Source organism: Olivibacter sp. CPCC 100613 (genome assembly GCF_036959255.1).
In the GTDB taxonomy this organism is placed as follows: domain Bacteria; phylum Bacteroidota; class Bacteroidia; order Sphingobacteriales; family Sphingobacteriaceae; genus Olivibacter.
Genome location: NZ_JAWMTI010000002.1, coordinates 189,771 through 205,613 on the forward strand (window position 1 = coordinate 189,771; position 15,843 = coordinate 205,613).

9 protein-coding genes are annotated in these 15,843 nt (G+C 42.7%); 6 read left to right on the top strand and 3 right to left on the bottom strand.

Annotation, left to right across the window (positions count from 1 at the left end):
* Window positions 1-50: 50 nt before the first annotated feature.
* Both RYH73_RS07245 and map read right to left on the bottom strand, forming a co-directional pair.
* Window positions 51-4,730, bottom strand: a complete 4,680-nt coding sequence (locus RYH73_RS07245; protein WP_335312750.1) for a DUF3320 domain-containing protein — start codon at window positions 4,728-4,730, stop codon at window positions 51-53.
* 33 nt (window positions 4,731-4,763) lie between these two features.
* The gene (gene map, locus RYH73_RS07250; protein ID WP_335312751.1) at window positions 4,764-5,528 is read right to left on the bottom strand and encodes a type I methionyl aminopeptidase; all 765 of its coding nucleotides are present in this window, start codon (window positions 5,526-5,528) and stop codon (window positions 4,764-4,766) included.
* Window positions 5,529-5,809: 281 nt separating this feature from the next.
* Here map and RYH73_RS07255 point away from each other — a divergent pair, with 281 nt between their 5' ends.
* From RYH73_RS07255 to RYH73_RS07280, 6 genes are all read left to right on the top strand, one after another.
* Complete coding sequence (locus RYH73_RS07255) at window positions 5,810-6,286, top strand: RpiB/LacA/LacB family sugar-phosphate isomerase (protein WP_335312752.1); 477 nt, start codon at window positions 5,810-5,812, stop codon at window positions 6,284-6,286.
* Window positions 6,287-6,324: 38 nt separating this feature from the next.
* Window positions 6,325-7,740, top strand: a complete 1,416-nt coding sequence (gndA, locus tag RYH73_RS07260) for an NADP-dependent phosphogluconate dehydrogenase (RefSeq protein WP_335312753.1) — start codon at window positions 6,325-6,327, stop codon at window positions 7,738-7,740.
* A gap of 103 nt (window positions 7,741-7,843) precedes the next feature.
* Window positions 7,844-9,358: a glucose-6-phosphate dehydrogenase gene (zwf, locus tag RYH73_RS07265; RefSeq protein ID WP_335312754.1), complete on the top strand. Its 1,515-nt coding sequence runs from the start codon at window positions 7,844-7,846 to the stop codon at window positions 9,356-9,358.
* Between the two features lie 11 nt (window positions 9,359-9,369).
* Complete coding sequence (gene pgl, locus RYH73_RS07270) at window positions 9,370-10,092, top strand: 6-phosphogluconolactonase (protein WP_335312755.1); 723 nt, start codon at window positions 9,370-9,372, stop codon at window positions 10,090-10,092.
* Between the two features lie 315 nt (window positions 10,093-10,407).
* On the top strand, window positions 10,408-10,863 hold the full coding sequence (locus tag RYH73_RS07275) for a (2Fe-2S)-binding protein (protein ID WP_335312756.1): 456 nt from the start codon (window positions 10,408-10,410) through the stop codon (window positions 10,861-10,863).
* Window positions 10,864-10,898: 35 nt separating this feature from the next.
* Window positions 10,899-13,184 carry a xanthine dehydrogenase family protein molybdopterin-binding subunit gene (locus RYH73_RS07280; protein ID WP_335312757.1) on the top strand — a complete coding sequence of 762 codons (2,286 nt, stop codon included), beginning with the start codon at window positions 10,899-10,901 and terminating at the stop codon, window positions 13,182-13,184.
* Between the two features lie 11 nt (window positions 13,185-13,195).
* Here RYH73_RS07280 and RYH73_RS07285 read toward each other — a convergent pair whose 3' ends face one another.
* A complete protein-coding gene (locus RYH73_RS07285; RefSeq protein WP_335312758.1) occupies window positions 13,196-15,802 on the bottom strand; it encodes an alpha-L-arabinofuranosidase C-terminal domain-containing protein in 2,607 nt (868 codons plus the stop codon).
* Window positions 15,803-15,843: the final 41 nt, after the last annotated feature.

The following is a 15,843-nucleotide window of genomic DNA, read 5'->3' on the forward strand; positions in this document are numbered from 1 at the left end:
AAGTATCGCAATCGATGGTATATCCGCAACCGAAAAATTAACAGCTTTTTTTACGAAGCCGGTTTCAATAGATCTCCTTCTCTTTTCACCTTTCCCTGCACAATCAATACGCTCACTGCATTTGCTATTTCCTGTCGTACCTCCTCTGTCAATCGACCGAAACCAAAAGCTTTACTCACCAAGGGAAAAAGTGCTTCAGGCAAAATCGCAATGGATCGATCAATGATTTGTAAAGTGGCTAAAGCAATTTCTTCCGGCGCAATATATTGAATCTTTTTTGATATCGCCGGCAAGTTGTTCCGATCTCTTATCGGTGGTTCATCCTGCTGAACTCCCCATAAAAAATTACCTACAAAACGGATGGCTTTTTTTTCCTCCGCCAGTTGGCTGGCCCGTGTTAAAATACTTCGCATACGTGTTCCTAACTTAGAAACACCGGCTGCATTTACCACACGCCGGGCCATTTCTTCGAAATGAACCGGTCCTTCTATTTTCACGATATGTTCAACCCATTCAACAACCTTTTCAATAGGCTGTTGGTGCAACTCAAGTGTAGATACTGTTTTGGGTAGTTGTGCCATTTCATAATAGGCAAAAGTCTTGGGAGATTCTTCGGTCAACTCTTCACGCATAAGATTCGTAAAGGCTTTTTCTTGCTCCGTTTCAGCAATATCCATCGCCAAAAGCTTTTCTTGTGCTTTTTCAATAGTGTCCAGTAAAGCTTGCAACTCTCTCGTTGGATTTCTGTACCAATTAACACTCCATACCCGATATAAATCCCAACCCATATTGGTCAGCACTTGCTCTCTTAGCCGATCACGGTCACGTGCGGATCTCGCGTTAGCATAGTTCTCACCATCACATTGGACGCCAATCAGGTATCTGTTTGGATGTTTTGGATCAACCACCGCTAAATCTAGATAAAAACCGGCAGTACCAACCTGTTTCCGAACATCATACCCTGCTTGTTCTAAACTGTTTTTTACAATGTCTTCAAAAGGAGTTTTTATCATCGATTCAGACGCGGGGCTCATGTCCAGACTTCCATGTTGCGCAAAATGCAGAAAGCGCTTGAGTGTCAGTATTCCACTTTTATTCGATCGATTGAGATCAATATCTTCTGCTGTAATATTCGTAAAAACCTCGCATCTCATCTTTGCACGCGTAATTAAAACATTGAGTCGCCTCTCACCTCCGTCATTATTAAGTGGACCGAAATTCATCATTAATGTATCGTCTTCGCTACGACCATAACCGACACTGATAAAAATCACATCCCGCTCGTCCCCTTGTACATTTTCCAGATTTTTTATAAAAAAAGGCTCATGTGCGTGACTTTTGAAAAAACCTTCCATTTCAGGTTGTCTACGCCGCCTGATTTCCAACGCTATTTGAATGGCCTGCATTTGTGAGGAGCTGAATGCAACCACGCCCAGCGTGCGATAAGGGTGCTCGGCAGCATGCAACATAACAGCATCGGCTACGGCTTCTGCCTCTACCGGGTTAGTTCGTGTTTTTCCCCGATCATATAAGGCATCTTGTAAATAATGAAATTTCAAGCCCATATCAAAGGTTGAACCGGGACTTGGGAAAACAACCAACTTGTTCTCGTAAAATGCCTGGTTCGATAAGGTGATAAGCGATTCGTGCCGACTTCGATAATGCCAGCGCAACATCGATTGAGGAGCCCCTTGCCCGTCACATAATCCCAATATACTTTGTACATCCGCGGTAACATTCTCTTCGTCCTCCAAATCGCTATTCATCGTGTCAAAAAAACTGGTTGGTGGTAACTGTTTGCTATCACCGACTACAACCAGCTGTTTCGCACGTAAAATTGCGCCTAAAGCTTCTACAGGACGAACTTGACTGGCTTCGTCGAATATTACCAAATCAAATTCAACACTTGAAGGAGGTAAAAAATTAGCAATGGAAAGTGGGCTCATCATAAACACCGGTTTAATTGCCTGAATGGCCAGACCAGCCTCTTGCATCAGCCGTCTGATAGGCATATGACGTGCCTTTTTGTTAAACTCGGTTCGTAAAATATTGACTTGTCCACCAGCTTCCTGTCGGGGAATATTCTCCCAATGTTTCAAGGCTACCAGGGCCCTATGATATTGCTGATTTAGCAAATCGAGCTTTTTAAATTTCGATAGGGTTTCTTCATGCGTGTTTTTTTCAAACTTTCGCAAAGCCGGTTCATTAAACATGACCTGCTCTATCAATAACTCATACCAGGTTTTTTGCAATGCCGTTTTAAGGTGATCTTTTGCTTCCGGCCAAAATTGCGCAATAAGTGTTACTTTCTTCAAATCGAGCTCTTCTGCTTGTCGGACTAAATTATTCCAGGCGATTGTATCGTTAATTTCTACAAAACCTTTATCCCACCGATCTAGAAGGTCTAATTGTACAGAAAAGTCTTCCGCTAACAAACCTCTTTCAAACTTTTTTTGGTCATCGTAAGCCAGCCGTTGTAAAACTTCCTGCAACTTCCCGTACTGCTGCTCTAATAGATCAGTCAGCATTTTTTTGTGGTTATAAGCTACTTGAGGACCGGCATAATCGCGTAAATAGGAAAGTAAATAAACAGGATATTTCTCTTCTACGATTGCTTGATGTATTTGTGATAAGAAAGTAGCGATGCTTGTTATCGCTGCGAAATCCGACTTTTCTTGCTTCCAAGCTCCTCCAAAAATTTCCTCCGCTAAACTTTGATATACTAATAGATTTTTTCTTAGGCGTTTTACCTCCAGTATCGCATTAACATAATCCAACTTCATCGCTAAATCATCGGGCAATGCCGCATGGCAGAGCGCGGCCAGCTGTTTGGTGCTTTTTCGGTAGTCACTGATCAAAAATCGATACCATTTCGTCCCATGAGCCATTAAAGACTGTCTGAGCGCTAAAACATCATGTTCCCATGCTTCGGGCAGTAATCGTTGTTCGTATTGTTTATAAATGGTAGAAAGCCTTTCACCGGCCTCGATAAATTCGTGAATATCCTCTTGTTTGGTAATCCACTTTTGCGACAATACGTCCACACCATCCAAACGAGGTGCGCTACCTGCTACACCAAAAAAATCGATAAGTAGACGAATGTCATCTGTACTTTTCGGAATTAAGGGAGCTCCTATATCCTCGCCAAGTTTTCTTCCATGATACAACAGATCCTCGGTGGCTTTTTTACTTTCCTGCAGCAATGTACGCACTTCATCATACGCATGTGGCAGCAATACTTCCAAGTTACTGCCCCAAAACAACAATTCAATGGGTATACCAACTTCCTGCAAACGAGCTTGTACACGCTCAGCAAAGGCTTCCGCTTTTCGCATACGTTCGGCATCCCAAACAGATAAATCATCTAGTAATATCTTTGGTAATTTAACGGCATCTGTAGCATCTTGGATTGCCAACAGGTGGCCAATGATTTTATGGGGTGTCAACTCACTTTTCTCTACCAATGTGTTAATCGCACGACAATAAGCGTTCAACTCTTCTTTATAATCGTCCAGTAAACTAACCTCCCGTTCTAAGTGCGTTAAAGTTGGTCGTCCCAAATCCAATATGCGCCTTAACTCCTCATGCAATTCCTTCTTGTTACTTTTATGACTATGCAATTCAATACAAGCTTCACCAAGGTCAATCGTGTCTAACCGCCGCTTTACTACCTCCAAAGCCGCCAATTTTTCAGCTACAAATAGAACTTTCTTACCCTGACCTATCGCATTAGCGATCATATTCGTAATGGTTTGGGACTTTCCTGTTCCCGGAGGCCCCTGAATGACCATATTTCTCCCTTCATTTACCGCAAGTAGGGCCAGCAACTGCGAACTATCGGCATCCATTACGTGAAAAATCTTGGCTGCTTCAGGATATATATCCAAATCATGTTCTTCATTCGCAGTGGGCGCAGCGTCCTTAAAACCTTCCGTAAACAATGCCTGTAAAAGTGCTTGGTTAGGAGGTTGATTTTCCGCAGGCCACTGATTACAATCGAGATCATGATAAATCATAAATTTTCCGAAAGAGAAAAAGCCAAGTTCAATGTGATCACGATCTACCTTCCAATTCGATTGACCGCGGACTGATTTTTCAACAGCATCGAAATAGTTATCGACCACAAAGTCTTCCATGTCCTCCATATCGGGAATCACGATATGAAAATCGGACCTCATTTTCGCCTGTAAAGATAGATTGGCACCTATCTCGCTCGCTGTATAGCGCAATCGAAAACGTTCTTGAGCACTGGATCGTTCCAACGATACCGGTACTAAAATCAATGGTGCATACCGGACGTCCTCCGGTTGATGCGTTTCAAACCAATGAAGCATACCCAGCGCTAAATAAAGCGTGTTTACGCCTTGTTCTTCTATACTCGTACGGGCAGCGTAAAACGTATTCAACAACCTGGTCTGTAAACGGTTAATAAACTCATCTGTTTGCAGCTTTGTATCCAGGTAGGCATTTTCCTGCGTTTCTGCACGTGGCTCCATGGGTAAGGATAGGGTATCCTCGATATCCTCCCGGGACCCCTTTTCCGGTACACTTAAAAAGCTCATTGCCTTTCCTTGCTTTACCAATACCTCATAAATGACGGTACTTTTCTCCTTTACAATGTGTAAGCCTCTGCTTTTTGGTGTCCGATAGTTTAACAGGGGATTGCGTAGTCCTAAATCTAACAGTTCTTTACGGGCGGATTCGAGACGGGCTAAGACAGTTTCCTTCATAGCGTCGATGTATTTCAAAGGGAAAAAAGGGTGTTAATTCCAAACACCATTTTTAGCGGTTAAAATCAGTGGTTTTCCGTCTGTAACAACAATAGTATGTTCATGTTGCGCAGCATAACCGCCCTTATTACCAACTAAAGTCCATCCGTCAGCTTGTTCAATTGCTAAGGTAGAAGCGGTAGTAATGAAAGTTTCAATAGCCACGACTGAATTTTTCTTGAATCTCCTTCTATCAAAACGGTCCTTGTAATTTAAGATATTATCAGGCTCTTCGTGTAAGCTTCTTCCTATACCATGTCCTGCTAAATTTTTAATTACTTTATAACCTTCTTTTTTTGCCTCTTTCTCGATCAATTCTCCGATATCTGAAATTCGAACCCCACCTTTAATATGGTTAATGGCTAGTTGCAAAATACGTTTAGAAGTGTTTATCAAATGGGCTTTCCCTTGAACATCCTTTCCTAATATAAAGGACCCGCCGTTATCTGCCCAAAATCCATTCAATTCAGCCGACACGTCAATGTTTACTAAATCACCTTCTTGAAGTACGCATGCCGGAGAAGGAATACCGTGCGCAATTTCACTATTGATACTGATACACGTACATCCGGGAAAACCATAGCTAAGCGCCGGAGCTGATTTAGCCCCATAGGCCGCTAAAATTCCGGCCCCAAAATCATCCAGTTCCTTCGTTGTCATACCGGGCTTCGCGTAGGCTTGCATTTTTTTTAATGTAATTGCCACAACTTCGCCTATCTTAGCCATTCCAAGCAATTCCGATTCTTTACTTATTGACATATAATTTGTTTAAGTCTTACAAAACTAACTTTAAAAAGCATTGTTACCTTTTTAAACAAACTTAGAGAATTTACAACTTATATGCAATCTTCCATCTTCCTCTCGATACATCGGACCCGGAGCGAAGAATTTAATCATAAAAATTGCTTAAAAAATACAGAATTATTGAATTTTAGTTGGAATTTAGCTGGTGAAGCACGTGCTCACAATGGGTAAGGCTTTGTCACGAGTAAAACACGCTACTCATTAACGCCTTGGTGGCTTACTATGAATTATAATTTATGAACATGAAAATCGGTATAGCTGCAGACCATGCAGGCTTCGAGCAGAAGCAGCAACTGCTAAAACAATTGAAGGAAAAAAATTTTGATGTGATCGACTACGGTGCGATCAGCTACGATGCGTTAGACGACTATCCGGATATTATTAAACCCTTAGCACTTGCCTTAGCAAGAGGCGAGGTAGCAAGAGGAATTGCTATTTGTGGAAGCGGCGTCGGTGTGTCGGTTGCCGCTAATAAGATTCCAGGCGTAAGAGCAGCACTCATCACCGAAACTTATTCGGCCCATCAAGGGGTAGAACATGACGACATGAACCTTCTCTGTCTAGGGGGACGCGTAATCGGGCCTCAATTGATCTGGGAGTTGGTAGAAGCTTTTTTAAAAGCGAAGTATATCAGAGAGGAACGTTTTCAACGTCGGCTCGATAAAATAATTGCATTAGAACAACAGTTCGCAACATTTAAAAATTTAGATTAGCGCAAAAAATTAGAAGACTCAACAATAAATTATACGATATGGAATCATTCGATTTTGGCATTGTAGGCCTCGGTGTTATGGGAAGAAACCTATTACTTAATATGGCCGATCATCATTTTGCCGTCGCGGGGTTAGACTTAGATGCAGCGAAAGCCAATTCCTTGGAAAGCGAAGCGAACAAAGGCCAACACGTTAAGGGCACAACCTCCCCCGAAGAGTTTGTTAAGCTCATTAAACGTCCCCGTGCTATTATGTTACTTGTTCCTGCAGGCAACCCCGTAGATGCTGCCATCGAAACACTCCTCCCTTATCTTGAAGAAGGCGACATTGTCATTGATGGTGGAAACACCTATTTTCCTGATACGGATAGGCGTGTCGCAACCCTCGCAGAAAAGAAAATACATTTCTTCGGCATGGGAATTTCAGGTGGCGAAAAGGGTGCTCGTTTTGGCCCAAGTATGATGCCGGGTGGTGATAAAAATGCCTATGAACGTTTGCGCCCTATATTTGAGGCAATTGCCGCCAAAGTTGATAATGAACCCTGTGTTGCTTACCTCGGAAATGGCTCGGCAGGTAATTATGTCAAGATGGTCCATAACGGTATAGAATATGGTATCATGCAGCTTATCGCCGAAACTTATGACCTTTTAAAAAGAGGCTATGCCTTTGATGATGAAGCGCTCCAACAAACTTTTGAAGAATGGAACCGTGGAGAGCTCCAGTCATTTTTAATTGAAATAACCGGTGAGGTGCTCAAGAAGTACGACGACGAGACAGGCCAGCGATTAATCAATCTTATTTCTGATCGCGCACGCGCGAAAGGTACCGGAAAGTGGACTTCGCAGAATGCGATGGACTTACAAGTACCTATTCCATCTATTGACGTCGCCGTAAATATGCGTGATATTTCTATTTATAAAGAAGAACGCATTCAAGCAGCCGAGCAACTTCCTTGGGATCAGCCACTGCGTGCTCTTGATGCCGAGGAGAGATCAATTCTTCAGGAAAAAGTAAAGAATGCATTTTATTTCGCTATGATCACCATTTATGCACAGGGTTTAGCGCAATTGCATGTCGCATCGAAAGCCTATGATTACGGCCTAAATCTCGAAGAAGTTGCCAAGATATGGCGCGGTGGTTGTATTATCAGGGCACTATGCTTAGAAGATTTTCGTCAAGCGTATAAACGTACTATTTCCTTACCTAATATCTTACTCGACAAAGAAATCGGCCGCAAATTAGTAGATAAACAAGCAGATTTACGATCGCTTATTAAAGAAGCCGTTGATAAGGGCATTCCTGTGCCGGCGTTTATGTCATCACTTGCCTATTTTGATGCCTATAGAAGCGCCACGCTGCCCACCAATCTTATCCAAGCCCAACGTGATTATTTCGGTGCCCATCTTTACGAACGTACAGACAAACCCGGTACTTTTCATACACAATGGGACTAAGATTTTAATACGATCAACATCCATGTGTTAAATAATTGAGAAAACAGATCTGCCCAGCGGAATTTTGAATTCCGAAGAGAGTAAAAAAGAAAAAAACAAAAAGATGAAAACAGGTAAAAAGGCAATTCCCACCATTATTGTAATTTTTGGAGGAACTGGAGATTTAGCTAAAAGAAAATTAATTCCCGCATTCTACAATTTATTTTTGGACGGCTGGATGCCTGAGAAATTTGCTATTATCGGATTGGGAAGAACTGAGTTAGATGACGAACAATATAATAATCACTTACACGAAGGCTTGATTGAATTTTCAAGGAAGGGGAAGCCTGACGATGCACAGTGGGCCAGCTTCAAAAAAAATGTTTCCTATTTCAAATCAAATATCAATCATCCTGCCGATTATATTACTTTGGCAGAAAAGCTAGATCAAATTGACACGGAATGGGGAATACGGGGCAACCGCTTATTTTATTTATCGGTAGCACCGCAATTTATTGAGGCAGTAACGGTTAACTTACACGATAGCAAATTGGCTTCTGAAGCAGCTTCCGATCGCATCATTATCGAAAAACCTTTCGGCCATAATAAGGAAACAGCAATTGAGCTCAACAACCTATTAACACGTACCTTTCAGGAAGAACAAATTTATCGGATTGATCACTATCTTGGCAAAGAAACTGTACAGAACATCTTGGCCTTCCGTTTTGCAAATGCGCTTTTTGAGCCGCTATGGAATCGCAATTACATTGATTCGGTACAGATAACGGTAGCAGAGCAAGTGGGGGTAGAAGAACGGGGCGGTTATTATGAAGGATCCGGAGCATTACGCGATATGATCCAAAATCACCTGCTTCAAATTCTTTGTATGGTAGCCATGGAAGCACCTGTCTCGTTTCAAGCAGAGGAAATCAGAAATCGAAAAGTAGATGTGCTCAGAGCGGTCAGACGAATAAAACCGGAAAACGTGCACCACTATGCTGTTAGGGGGCAATATGATGCAGGCTGGATACAAGGCAAGAAAGTTCCGGGCTATCGGGAAGAACCCGAAGTTTCTCCAAAATCCAATACGGAGACCTATGTTGCCATCAAGTTCTACTTAGATAACTGGCGCTGGCAAGGCGTACCCTTTTATTTACGTACCGGTAAGCGAATGCAGGAAAAAACTTCTTCTATCACCATACAATTCCGACCTGTTCCGCACTCAACCTTCCCGGAAAACCAATCGGATAGTCTCATGCCAAATCGTCTAACCATAAACATACAGCCGCAGATGGACATTCGCTTGCGATTTATGGCCAAAAAAACGGGATTGGAAATGAATCTGAACCCGGCAGAGATGATTTTTGACTATGATACCTGTTCAACGCAAACACCTGAAGCATATGAGACTTTGCTTTTAGACGCTATGCGTGGAGATACCACGTTATTTATGCGTTCCGATCAAGTAGAAGAAGCTTGGGATGTAATCATGCCTATTTTAGAAACCTGGGAATCCAGAGAGTCGATCGATTTTCCAAATTATGCGGCGGGTACCTGGGGACCTGAAAACGCGGAAGCTTTAATCGCACGCGATGGCCACGTATGGGCAACCAATCTTCATCCGAAAGAACACCACTAAAAAATTTAAGCATGATTAACGTTTTTAATGATATTGAAACCTTAAGTAAAAGTGCTGCTGCGCTGTTTGTACAAACAGCACAGCAGGCTATTGAATCAACTGGCCGTTTCTCTGTAGCACTGACCGGTGGAAGCTCTCCCATCCAACTCTATCGACTACTTACGGAACATCCCTATGCAGAACAAATCGATTGGACCAACGTATATGTCTTTTGGGGCGATGAACGTTGGGTACCCTTAACGGACGATAAGAGCAACGCTAAAATGGCCTTCGAAACCTTATTGACGCATGTTCCCATTCCGGAAGACCATATTTTTCCGATGTGGGCAGCCGACACTAGTCCTGAATCTTACGCACTCGCCTACGAAAAGTTGTTACGAGGGCATTTTGGGAATAACCCACAATTTGATCTTATATTATTAGGCATGGGAGAAGATGGGCACACAGCTTCTTTATTTCCACATACAACCGTTTTGAAAGAAGAAAATAAATGGGTAGATGCTTATTACCTGGAACCGCAGCAGATGTATCGCATTACATTAACAGCCCCTCTTATCAACCAAGCGAAAAAAATTGCCTTTATTACCTACGGAAAGGCTAAGGAAAAAGCACTCTACGAAGTGCTGCACGGAAAACCAAACCCAAGTCAGTATCCTTCTCAATTGATCAGACCTCTTCATGGTGAGGTTTACTGGTTTGTAGATGAGGCTGCTGCAGCAAGTATAACGACATGAGCAAAAGGAGAACAAATTGCTCTCTTTATAGAGAAAACAGGCAGCTTAAATGAATACCTGACCGCTTGATCCAGTATAGTCTTATGGATTAAGCGGTAAACTCCTCCCTATTCATGCCCATATCGGTGCCCTTCACTTAGCGAACGGCTGGCTTTGTAATTAGTTAGTAAGGAAACCCAATAAAATACGAGAATTATTTTTTAAGTTTGTTTATATCAATAAACAAAGTTCCTTGCCGTTTAGCTCCTTTATGATCCACTTGCAGAAAAAAGGAATGATTTATCAAAACTATTAAACACTCAACTTATAAACAACATGGCAAAATATTCAATTCAAGTCAATGGTAAAACCCATGAAGTGGATGTACTGGACGACATGCCGCTTTTATGGGTTCTAAGAGATGTCCTTGGGATGCGGGGAACAAAATTCGGATGCGGCAAAGCACTTTGCGGTGCCTGCACGGTCAATTTAGATGATACGGCCATCCGATCGTGTAGTTTTCCCATTTCGGCCGTTGGAAAAGGAAAGATCACAACAATAGAAGGCCTTTCAGATCAAGGAGATCATCCTGTTCAACAAGCGTGGGAGCAATATGTTGTGCCCCAGTGTGGTTATTGCCAAACAGGGCAAATCATGAACGCAGTTGCGCTATTAAAGGGAAATCCCCATCCTTCAGAACGGGAAATTGAGCAAGCGATGCAAGGCAATCTATGCCGATGTGGCACATATAATCGCATAAAAGCCGCTATTTTGAGTGTGGCCAATGCTTAATTATTTTTTTATTACCAATCCATGCCATCGATACCATGAATATACCAACATCCCCAAAAAAGGAATTGCAGAACATTAGTTCACAAATCTTTAAAGCGTCTCGAAGAGATTTTCTAAAAATTGGCGGTATACTAACCGGCAGTTTTGTACTTGGTGTAAATTTTTTCAGCTGTAATGAAGATGGAAAAAAAATCACCTCCCTAGCACCCAATGTATATCTACAAATTACGTCGAAGGGCGAGGTCATCATCATTGCTCACCGTTCGGAAATGGGGCAAGGCATTCGCACTTCACTTCCATTGATTGTAGCCGATGAACTGGGTGCCGACTGGAGCAAAGTTCGTATCGTGCAGGCAGAAGGTGATGAGAAGAAATACGGAAGTCAAAATACCGACGGTTCTTTCTCGGTTAGAATGTTTTACAAACCCATGCGGGAAGCCGGTGCGGTTGCCAGGTTGCTATTGATACAAGCGGCGGCGAAACAATGGCAAGTACCTGTTACAGAATGCGACACGATTAATAATGAAGTCGTACATAAGGCTTCGGGGAAATCGATCGATTTTGGAAAATTGGTGGAAGCTGCTAAAAGCCTCGCTATTCCAACAATACAAGAGATTAAACTCAAAGATCCACAACAGTTCACTTTGATCGGTAAGGCAACCCCCATTATCGATCTACATGAAATTGTTAGTGGTACAGCTATCTTTGGTATTGATGCCGTCGTTGACGATATGAAGATCGCCGTTGTTAAACGTTGCCCCGTGCTAGGCGGAAAGGTAAAGTCTTATGACGACAAAAAAGCATTAGCGGTGCCTGGTGTGTTGAAAACCATTCCAATTAAAGGTGGAGATATCCCTCCAACCATTGAAAAACCATTGAGTGGTGTCGCCGTAATTGCTGAAAACACGTGGGCAGCCATCAAAGGGCGTGACCTCTTGGAGATAACATGGGATCTGGGCGACCACGCAACATATGACTCCAATCAGCAATTAGAGGAACTAAGTAAAGAAGTGCTTAAAAAAGGTACCGTCAGAAGAAATCGAGGAAACTTCGATCAGGCAAAAACCAACGCGAAGAAAATTATTGAGCACACCTATATAACCCCTTACCTGGCGCATGGAACCATCGAACCCCCCAACGCCCTAGCGGTCGTAAAAAATGGCAATTGTGAAGTATGGGCACCAACACAACATCCACAAGGAGCTAGGGATGCGATTGCACAAGCATTGGGAATACCGATAGAACAGGTTAAAGTAAATGTAACACTTTTGGGTGGAGGTTTTGGGAGAAAATCTAAACCGGACTTCATTGTAGAGGCCGCTGTGCTCGCCAAAGAATCCGGTTTTCCCATTAGAGTACAATGGACTCGTGAAGACGATCTGCATCACGATTTTTTTCATGCGCTAAGTGTACAGCATATTACAGCCACTATTGATCAAAACAATCAAATAAGTGGCTGGAATCACCATATCGCTTACCCATCGATCAGCGCAACCTTTGATGCCTCCGTGTTACAGCCCGCAGATGGAGAATTAGGACAAGGCGCAAGTGATTTTCCTTATAATGTACCTGCTATACGTGTAGAAACTCATGATGCAAAAGCACACTTAAGAATCGGTTGGCTACGCTCAGTACGCAATATACCACAGGTTTTTGCGATAGCCACCATGCTCGACGAACTAGCGGAAGCGCGTGGCGTAGATCCCGTTCAACAAGCCCTGGAATTGCTGGGTTCCGATCGATCCATTACTTTTGATCAGGAAATGGTAAACGGAAAATACGGCAATTACGGAGAGGATATCAGTGTCTATCCCTGGGAAACCGTCCGTATGAAAAAGGTCATCGAAAGAGTTGCTAAAGAGGCAGGCTGGGGTAAAAAATTACCGACAGGTTCCGGCTTAGGCTTCGCTGCCCATAAAAGTTTTCTGACCTATGTTGCCTGTATTGTAGAAGTGAAGGTTGATTCCAATGGAAAGATCAGCATTCCACAAGTCCATTATGCGGTGGATTGCGGTACCTCTGTTAATGTAGACCGCATTAAGTCGCAATTCGAAGGGGGGGCTCAATTTTCATCCAGCATTGCACTAAAAAGCCAGATTACGGTCAAAAATGGTACGGTAGAACAAAACAACTTTGACACTTACCAATTGATTCGTATGCCGGAGTCACCCAGTCAAATCCATGTGCACATTGTAGATAGCGAAGCAAAACCGACGGGTGTTGGCGAACCTCCGGTTCCACCCTTCACCCCTGCTCTATGCAATGCAATCTATGCAGCCACCGGTAAACGAACCTATAAATTACCGATTGATCTAAAATAAAATTCTCCCCGCTACTTAGTTTGGAAGCGAAATACAGTGAACGAATAAGCGGGGAGTTCATCTTTAAAATCATCGCGCACCAAAATCTTACTACGGTTTGGCTTTACATCTTTATCGGTTGGATTACCTGTTAGCGCAATTTTCAATGCTTCCGTCGAAAGAATTCCCAAACTTTGTAAATCCAAAACAACATGCGTCGAAACCGGTAATAAGTTAACTATTTTAACGATCACATCACCTGTCTTACTATCCAGCACAACTGATGTTGCCAGTCGTTTTTTCACCGCGTCTTCGTTATTCGACAGCTTAAGTTCTGTCGGAAGGTACGTGTCGCCCGCATGTTGTCCGTACAGTTGCTGAACAAAGTAACCTGCCGTTGGTTTCACCTCTGTATTATTAAAATAGATAAGGTCCGGATTCCACTGTGTATGATTTTCCTTTGCCAATAGGGGTGCATACGAAGCCATACTGACCACATCTCCATTCCGTTCTAAACTTGTTAAATGCAAAGCTTCCGCCAGAGCAGTTTCCAAATTATTCGGTCTTCCCGGTAAATGTGCGGCATATTCTCCTAAATAAACCTTTGTACGATTACGGTCATACTTATCATAATACGTTTGATTATGGATAAACCAACCCGGTGATTGATAATAATGCTCATCAACCATCGGCACTTGAAGTTGATTCGCAATATTCCATCCTTCCGTGTAATCCGTGCCCTTAAAACTAGGCCCAACGGTACCAATTACTGTTATTTCAGGGTATTTTTCCTTTACTTTATTGAAGATCATGGTAAATCTTTCTTCAAAAATATCCGATATAAGGTCTTCGTTTCCTATGCCAATGTATTTAAGATAGAAGGGTTTCGGATGTCCTGCAGCCGCTCGTTTACTTCCCCATTCGGTGTTCACATCCCCATTTGCATATTCAATTAAATCCAATACTTCTTGTATATAAGCATCCATCTCTTCCAAGGGTATCCCCCCCTGTTGCCCTGCCCCACCGGCGGACGAATTTTGACAAGGCACACCGGCAGGCACTACCGGCACCGGTTCGGCACCAATATCTTCACAAAATTGAAAATATTCAAAATAGCCCAAACCAGCTGTTTGATGGTAATTCCACAGGTTTCGTTGTGGTATCCTGGATTCCAATGGCCCAATGGTATGCGGCCAACGATACATATTTTCCAAGCCATCGCCATGGGCTACACATCCCCCCGGAAAACGAACAAAACGGGGATGAAGATCAGCAATCGCCTGTGCTAGATCCGCACGTAGACCATTTTTTCTCCCTTTAAAGGTTTTTTCCGGAAATAAGGAGATCATATCAAGCGCTAAGGAACCCGTTTCTTGTGGAATGATTTCCAAATAGGCATCTGAAGCTCCCCTCTTGGCTAAAATCGTTGCTTCATATTTTTTCCATTCTCCTTTTATATCGCGCATGTTTATCGCCCCAAGAACGGTACCTTCTTTGTCTATTAAGCGAATCAACAGGTTATTGATCCCCTTTTGTGCCTTTACAAACAGCGAGAAGTTATAACGCTCGCCGGCCTTAACCGGAATACCGTCAAAACCTTCATTGACCAGCGACGCTCCCGTTTGCTCTACGTTGAATACAGCATAATGTGCATTATTCTGATGCAAGGGGGCGACACTGTCAATTTTAAGAGTCCCTTCACCTTTTAGGGTCCAAGCTTTATAACTATTCCAGGTACTATCTTTTCCTTTTTTATCACTTAAGCGGTACTCAAAATCTCTATTCTGTATAAGTTCGGCATATAAACCACCATCAGCAGCATAATTGATATCTTCGAAAAAAACACCCATCAGCAGATCACTGATTTTCTTTCCTTCATTTTTGTTAATTTTAATATGTGCATCCACTGGCTTAAGTGAAGCAAAACGATGGGCATCATCCGCTGTTTTTTCCGACCACAGTTGTTGTTCATAAGCAGCGTGTTGCGCTGCTTTCAGTACAGTTTCAATAACATGCCACGAAACCTTATGTACCGTTCCACTTTCCTCCATCTCTCCTATACGAATAGTTTGTCTACTGTCTATTCCGTTCTTAGCTGTAGGCTCAACGGGTGAATAATTCTTAAAATCTTTTGTATGACTGACATAGTCTGCCGAGTCATCTCCTTTTTTACTCATCCATGCAATTACGAACTGCTGGCTTTTGGTATCAAAAGAAATAGTTGGAAATAAGCAATTTCCCTTTTGCATCAGAATCGGATACGATTGGCGTTCCCAATACACCAGATCTTTTGATGCCGCATGTGCAACAACACCATCGGCTTCATTTACCGACCACACGCAGTGCCACAGTTTATCAGGTCCAAAAAACAGAAAAGGTGCAAGCATCCGCTTCTGCGCTCCCCAAGTTCCATAATCACAGCGGACATAACTATGTTCAGGACCGATCGCGTGCCAGTCTTTTTCATCGACACTCCAGGCAAAATGCAAGCCATTCCGCCCGCCATCCTTTAGGGAAGCATAAGAAAAGAGATAAGCAGAGTCTGGTTCTTTCCCGGAATGAAGGCTTTCGGCCCTCAAATCCGTACAGAAGACGACAAAAGTGATGCTCAACAGCATCAAAATTTTTTTTACTTTCATTGATAACCGGATATATAGTTTTTTCTGTTTTTTTTGCTCGT

Excerpts from the sequence above, each read along its gene's own strand:
- pgl (WP_335312755.1), top strand. The coding sequence starts at position 9,370 with ATGATTAACGTTTTTAATGATATTGAAACCTTAAGTAAAAGTGCTGCT.
- RYH73_RS07275 (WP_335312756.1), top strand. The coding sequence starts at position 10,408 with ATGGCAAAATATTCAATTCAAGTCAATGGTAAAACCCATGAAGTGGAT.
- RYH73_RS07280 (WP_335312757.1), top strand. The coding sequence starts at position 10,899 with ATGAATATACCAACATCCCCAAAAAAGGAATTGCAGAACATTAGTTCA.
- RYH73_RS07285 (WP_335312758.1), bottom strand. The coding sequence starts at position 15,802 with ATGAAAGTAAAAAAAATTTTGATGCTGTTGAGCATCACTTTTGTCGTC.
- RYH73_RS07245 (WP_335312750.1), bottom strand. The coding sequence starts at position 4,730 with ATGAAGGAAACTGTCTTAGCCCGTCTCGAATCCGCCCGTAAAGAACTG.
- gndA (WP_335312753.1), top strand. The coding sequence starts at position 6,325 with ATGGAATCATTCGATTTTGGCATTGTAGGCCTCGGTGTTATGGGAAGA.
- map (WP_335312751.1), bottom strand. The coding sequence starts at position 5,528 with ATGTCAATAAGTAAAGAATCGGAATTGCTTGGAATGGCTAAGATAGGC.
- zwf (WP_335312754.1), top strand. The coding sequence starts at position 7,844 with ATGAAAACAGGTAAAAAGGCAATTCCCACCATTATTGTAATTTTTGGA.
- RYH73_RS07255 (WP_335312752.1), top strand. The coding sequence starts at position 5,810 with ATGAACATGAAAATCGGTATAGCTGCAGACCATGCAGGCTTCGAGCAG.